Annotated in this window: 4 protein-coding genes; 3 read left to right on the top strand and 1 reads right to left on the bottom strand. The window is 76.7% G+C overall.

All coding sequences use genetic code 11. The features are described from left to right. Nucleotides 1–135: 135 nt before the first annotated feature. The 3 genes from ACFV61_RS34150 (at nt 136) to ACFV61_RS34140 (ending at nt 4,033) form a co-directional block, all read left to right on the top strand. The gene (locus tag ACFV61_RS34150; RefSeq protein ID WP_380495984.1) at nt 136–1,626 is read left to right on the top strand and encodes an SDR family oxidoreductase; all 1,491 of its coding nucleotides are present in this window, start codon (nt 136–138) and stop codon (nt 1,624–1,626) included. 54 nt (nt 1,627–1,680) lie between these two features. After that, nucleotides 1,681–3,003, top strand: a complete 1,323-nt coding sequence (locus ACFV61_RS34145; protein WP_380495982.1) for a cryptochrome/photolyase family protein — start codon at nt 1,681–1,683, stop codon at nt 3,001–3,003. A gap of 202 nt (nt 3,004–3,205) precedes the next feature. Then, nucleotides 3,206–4,033, top strand: a complete 828-nt coding sequence (locus ACFV61_RS34140) for an alpha/beta fold hydrolase (protein ID WP_380495979.1) — start codon at nt 3,206–3,208, stop codon at nt 4,031–4,033. Between the two features lie 27 nt (nt 4,034–4,060). Here the strand turns inward: ACFV61_RS34140 and ACFV61_RS34135 are convergent, their stop codons facing one another. Further along, a complete protein-coding gene (locus tag ACFV61_RS34135) occupies nt 4,061–5,170 on the bottom strand; it encodes a PP2C family protein-serine/threonine phosphatase (RefSeq protein ID WP_380495977.1) in 1,110 nt (369 codons plus the stop codon). Nucleotides 5,171–5,349: the final 179 nt, after the last annotated feature.

Here is a 5,349-nt window from a genome sequence, read left to right as displayed (position 1 = left end):
CCTGCCCACCCCTGGAAGACTCGAATCCCCGGCCCCGTCCAATCCCCGGCCGCGTCCGCTCCGAACACCCCGGCAGCGCCCCCCGCGCCTGGCGGGGTACGGGGGGCGCACCCGCCCGCACGAGAGGAGCCGCAGGTGGACGAGCCGACCCGGACGCGCCCGCACTGCCTGGTCACCGGCGCCACCGGCTACATCGGCGGGCGCCTGGTGCCCGAACTGCTCGCCGCCGGGTACCGGGTGCGCTGCCTGGTCCGCGACCCGCTCCGGCTGCGGGACCAGCCCTGGCGGGCCGACGTGGAGGCCGTCACCGGGGACGTCACCCGCCCCGAGACCCTGCCCGCGGCCTTCGACGGCATCGACGCCGCCTACTACCTGGTCCACTCCCTGGGCACCGGGCCCGGCTTCGAGACCCGGGACCGGCAGGCCGCCGAGGCCTTCGCCCAGGCGGCCGCCGCCGCCGGCACCCGGCGCATCGTCTACCTCGGCGGACTGCTGCCCGCCGGGGTCCCCGAACCGCACCTGTCGGCCCACCTGCGCTCGCGCGCCGAAGTGGGCCGCGCCCTGCGCACGGGCGGCGTCCCCACCGCCGAACTGCGGGCCGCGGTGATCATCGGCTCCGGCTCGGCCTCCTTCGAGATGCTGCGCCACCTGACCGAACGGCTCCCGGCGATGGTCACCCCCCGCTGGGTCGATACCCGCATCCAGCCGATCGCCGTACGCGACGTGCTGCGCTACCTGGTCGGCGCCGCCGCCCTGCCCCCCGAGGTCGACCGCACCTTCGACATCGGCGGGCCCGACGTGCTCACCTACCGGCTGATGATGCGCCACTACGCCGAGGTCGCCGACCTGCCCCGGCGCCTGATCGTGCCGGTGCCTGTGCTCTCCCCGCGCCTGTCCAGCCACTGGGTGGGCCTGGTCACCCCCGTACCGGGCTCGCTCGCCCGCCCGCTGGTGGAGTCGCTGCGCCACGAGGTGGTGTGCCGCGAACACGACATCGCCCGCTGGATCCCCGACCCGCCCGAGGGCCTGACCGGCTTCGACCGGGCCGTGGAACTGGCCCTGCGGCGCATCCGCGACGCCCAGGTCTCCACCCGCTGGTCCTCCGCCTCCCTGCCCGGCGCGCCCAGCGACCCGCTGCCCACCGACCCCGACTGGGCCGGCGGCAGCCTCTACCAGGACCTGCGCCGGCGCCGGGTGGCCGCCGACCCGGCCGCGCTGTGGCGGGTGGTGGAGGGCGTCGGCGGCGAGAACGGCTGGTACTCCCTGCCGCTGGCCTGGGCCCTGCGGGGCCGTCTGGACCGCCTGGCCGGCGGCGTCGGCCTGCGCCGGGGCCGCCGCGACCGCCACCGGCTGCGGGTCGGCGACGCGCTCGACTTCTGGCGGGTCGAGGAGATCGAACCCGGACACCTGCTGCGGCTGCGCGCCGAGATGCGCCTGCCGGGCCTGGCCTGGCTCGAACTGCGCGTGACGCCCGACGGCGACGGCGGCGCGCTGTACCAGCAGCGGGCGCTGTTCCACCCGCACGGACTGGCCGGCCACCTCTACTGGTGGTCGGTGGCGCCCTTCCACGCCCTGGTGTTCGGCGCCATGGCCCGCAACATCACCGAACGCGCCCGACCCGCCTGACACCCGACCCGCCGCCTGACACCCGCACCCGCACCCCACCGCACGAGGCCCCCGATGAGCACCGCCGTCGTCCTGTTCACCCAGGACCTGCGCCTGCACGACAACCCCGCCCTGCACGCCGCCCGCACCCGCGCCGACCAGGTCGTCCCCCTGTTCGTCCTCGACCCGGCCATCGCCCGGGCCGGCTTCGCCGCCCCCAACCGGCAGGCCTTCCTCGCCGAGAGCCTCGCCGACCTCGACCGGGCGCTGCGCGCCGCCGGCTCCCGCCTGGTCCTGCGCCACGGCGACCCCGCCGAACAGGTCGCCCGCCTGGCCGCCGAGTGCGGCGCCGACACCGTCCACACCAACGCCGGCGTCTCCGCCTTCGCCACCCGCCGCGAACACGCCCTGCGCCGTGCTCTCGGCGAGCGCCTGCACCTGCACGACGCCGCGCTCACCATCGTCCCTGCCGGCCTCGTCACCCCGGCCGGGCGCGACCACTACGCCGTCTTCACCCCCTACCACCGTGCCTGGCAGCAGGCCCCCCGGCGCACCGTCCTGCCCGCCCCGCGCACCCTCGCCACCCCCGACGGCCCCGCGAGCGCCCCGCTGCCCGCCGCCCCCGCCGGCACCTCCCCGGGCCGCGCCCCCGGCGGCGAGAGCGCTGCCCGCCGCCGCCTGCGCGCCTGGAACCCGGACGCCTACGAGCAGTTGCACGACGACCTCGCCGCCGACGCCACCTCCCGGCTCTCGCCGTACCTGCACTTCGGCTGCCTGTCCGCCACCGAACTCGCCCACCGCGCCGGGAAGTCCGACACCCCCGGCGCGGCCGCGCTGGTGCGCCAACTCGCCTGGCGCGACTTCCACCACCAGGTCCTCGCGGCCCGCCCCGACGCCGCCCACGCGGACTACCGCCCCCGCCCCGTCCGCTGGTACGACGACGAACGCGAGTTCCAGGCCTGGCGCGAGGGCCGCACCGGCTACCCGATCGTCGACGCCGGCCTGCGCCAACTCGCCCACGAGGGCTGGATGCACAACCGGGCCCGCCTGCTCACCGCCTCCTTCCTCACCAAGAGCCTGCGCCACCACTGGCGCCCCGGCGCCGCACACTTCCTCGCCCTGCTCGTCGACGGCGACCTCGCCAACAACCAGCTCAACTGGCAGTGGGCCGCCGGCACCGGCACCGACCCCCGCCCCAACCGCGTCCTCAACCCGCTGCGCCAGGCCGACCGCTACGACCCCGACGGCGTCTACGTGCGCCGCTGGGTCCCCGAGCTCGCCCACCTGCCCGCCCGCGACGTCCACCGCCCCTGGGAGCTCGCCGAGCCTCCGGCCGGCTACCCGGCGCCCCTGCTGCCCCCGGACGCCCTCGGCACCCGCCTGCGCGAGAGCGGCTGAACCGCCCTCGTCCTCACCCGCACTCATCCGCCCTGACCCGAAACTCACCCGAACGGCGTAGCGCCGCGTCCGCTCCCGCGCGGGCCCCACCCGCCTCCCGTTGGATGAACCTGCGGCCCGGCCGCCCCCGGGCAGGTCACCCCGGCAGGCCGCCCCACCCCCGGCGTACCACCCCCGGCGTACCACCCGAAGGAGCAGGAGCATGCCCATCTCCAGGACCCGCGACGGCGTCGAGATCTTCTACCAGGACTGGGGCAACGGACGCCCCGTCGTGTTCATCCACGGCTGGCCGCTCAACGGCGACGCCTGGCAGGACCAGCTGAAGGCCGTCGCGGACGCCGGCCTGCGGGCCATCGCCCACGACCGGCGCGGCCACGGCCGTTCCGCCCCGGTCTACGGCGGCTACGACTTCGACACCTTCGCCGACGACCTCGACAGCCTGCTCACCGGGCTCGACCTGCGCGACGTCACCCTGGTGGCCCATTCCATGGGTGGCGGCGAGCTCGCCCGCTACATCGGCCGCCACGGCACCGGGCGGATCCGCTCCGCCGTCCTGCTGTCGGCGATCACCCCGTCCATGCTGCAGGGCCCCGACAACCCGCACGGCGTGCCCGGCAGCGTCTTCGACGACATCAAGGCCGGCATCCTCACCGAGCGCTCCCAGTTCTGGCAGGACACCTCCGTCGACTTCTTCTCCGCCGACCGCCCCGGTTCCCGCGCCACCCAGGGCAACCGGGACGCGTTCTGGTTCATGGCGATGCACCAGACCATCGAGGGCGGCGTCGACTGCGTGGACGCCTTCGGCTACACCGACTTCCACGAGGACCTGGCCAAGTTCGACATCCCCACCCTGATCGTGCACGGTGACGACGACCGGATCGTCCCCGTCGAGGCCACCGCCCGCCGGGCCGCCCGGATCATCCCCGGCGCCGTCCTGAAGGTGTACGAGAACGGCTCGCACGGCATCGCGATGGTCCCCGGTGACAAGGAGCGCTTCAACGCCGACCTGCTGGAGTTCCTCAAGCGGTGAGGGCGCCTCGGGGGAACCTCGGCAGCCTCAGGGCGCGCGGTGCAGGGACAGCGCCGTGACGTCGTCGCGGCTGCGGCCTCCGCTCCAGCGGCGGGCCTCGCGGTCCAGGGCCTCGGGCAGCAGGGCGGCGGGGGCGGTGGCGAGGGCGGCCAGGCCCCGTTCGACGGGGTAGAACGCGCCGGTGGCGTCCTGGGCCTCGGTGATCCCGTCGGTGAGCAGCACCAGCACGCCGTCCTCGGGCAGCGCGAACCACCGGACGGTGCGCACCTCGTCGGTCAGCTCCGCCAGCCCGAGCGGCACCCCGGCCGGCAGCGGCACGGCCTCGACCCGGCCGCCGTGCAGCAGGTAGGGGGCGAGGTGGCCGCAGTTGACGGCCTGCACGTCCGCGCCGCGCTCCACGCCCAGCACGGTCGCGGTGACGAAGCGCTCGCTCTCGCCGCCCTGCACCGCGTACGCGTTGTGCCGCTCCACCGCCGCCTCCAGGGCGTCCGCGACGCCGGTCAGCGCCGGCTCCCGGAAGGCCGCCTCCCGGAACGCGCTCAGCACCGCGAAGCCCGCGCCGATCGCCGGCAGGCCCTTGCCCTGCACGTCGCCCACCAGCACTCGGGTGCCGTACGGGGTGTCGGCGACGTCGTACAGGTCGCCGCCGACCAGGGCGTCCTCCTCCACCGGCCGGTACAGCCCGTACAGCTGGACGTCGGGGGTGAGCACCGGCAGCGGGCGCAGCAGCTGGCGTTGCAGGGCGACGGCGGTCTGCCGCATCCGGAACAGCTCCCGCTCGCGCCGCACCCGTCGTGTGCACAGCCCGACCACGGCCGCCTCGGCGCCGACCACGCCCACCAGGGTGCCCACCCGGGCGGCCAGCGAGGACGGCGGGAACAGCACCGTGCTGACCGCCACGACCCCGGCCACCCACACCGAGGCCGCGACCGTCTGCGCGACGGTGCCCAGCCCCGCCAGCAGGGCCGGCAGGAACACCAGCAGCAGCACCAGCCGGGCGCTGGTGCCGCTCGCCGCCTGGGCGAGCAGCACCACCGCGGTGGAGGCCAGCACCCCCAGCACCACCGCCCGGTTGCCCGGCGCCCGCGTCCCCCCGTCGTCCCGGTCCCCGCTCCCGTCCGCGTCCGCGCCGCCCACCCCGCTGTCCTCTCCGCCGCCTCGCCGTCCCCCCAGGCATACCGGCGGCCCCACCCGGCCGCCAGCGCAGCCCGGGGGGGGGGGGGGGCGCCCCCCCGGGGCCCGCCGCCCCCCCCCCCCCCCCCCCCCCCCCCGGGGGCGGGGCGGGGGGGGGGGGGGGCGGGGGGGCCCCCGGGGCC

The sequence above is a fragment of the Kitasatospora sp. NPDC059817 genome, from assembly GCF_042731835.1.
In the GTDB taxonomy this organism is placed as follows: Bacteria; Actinomycetota; Actinomycetes; order Streptomycetales; family Streptomycetaceae; genus Kitasatospora.
This window is presented reverse-complemented; position numbering and strand designations above follow the sequence as displayed.

Bases quoted from the DNA above. Each gene is read 5' to 3' on its own strand.
- ACFV61_RS34145 (WP_380495982.1), top strand. From the start codon at position 1,681: ATGAGCACCGCCGTCGTCCTGTTCACCCAGGACCTGCGCCTGCACGAC.
- ACFV61_RS34140 (WP_380495979.1), top strand. From the start codon at position 3,206: ATGCCCATCTCCAGGACCCGCGACGGCGTCGAGATCTTCTACCAGGAC.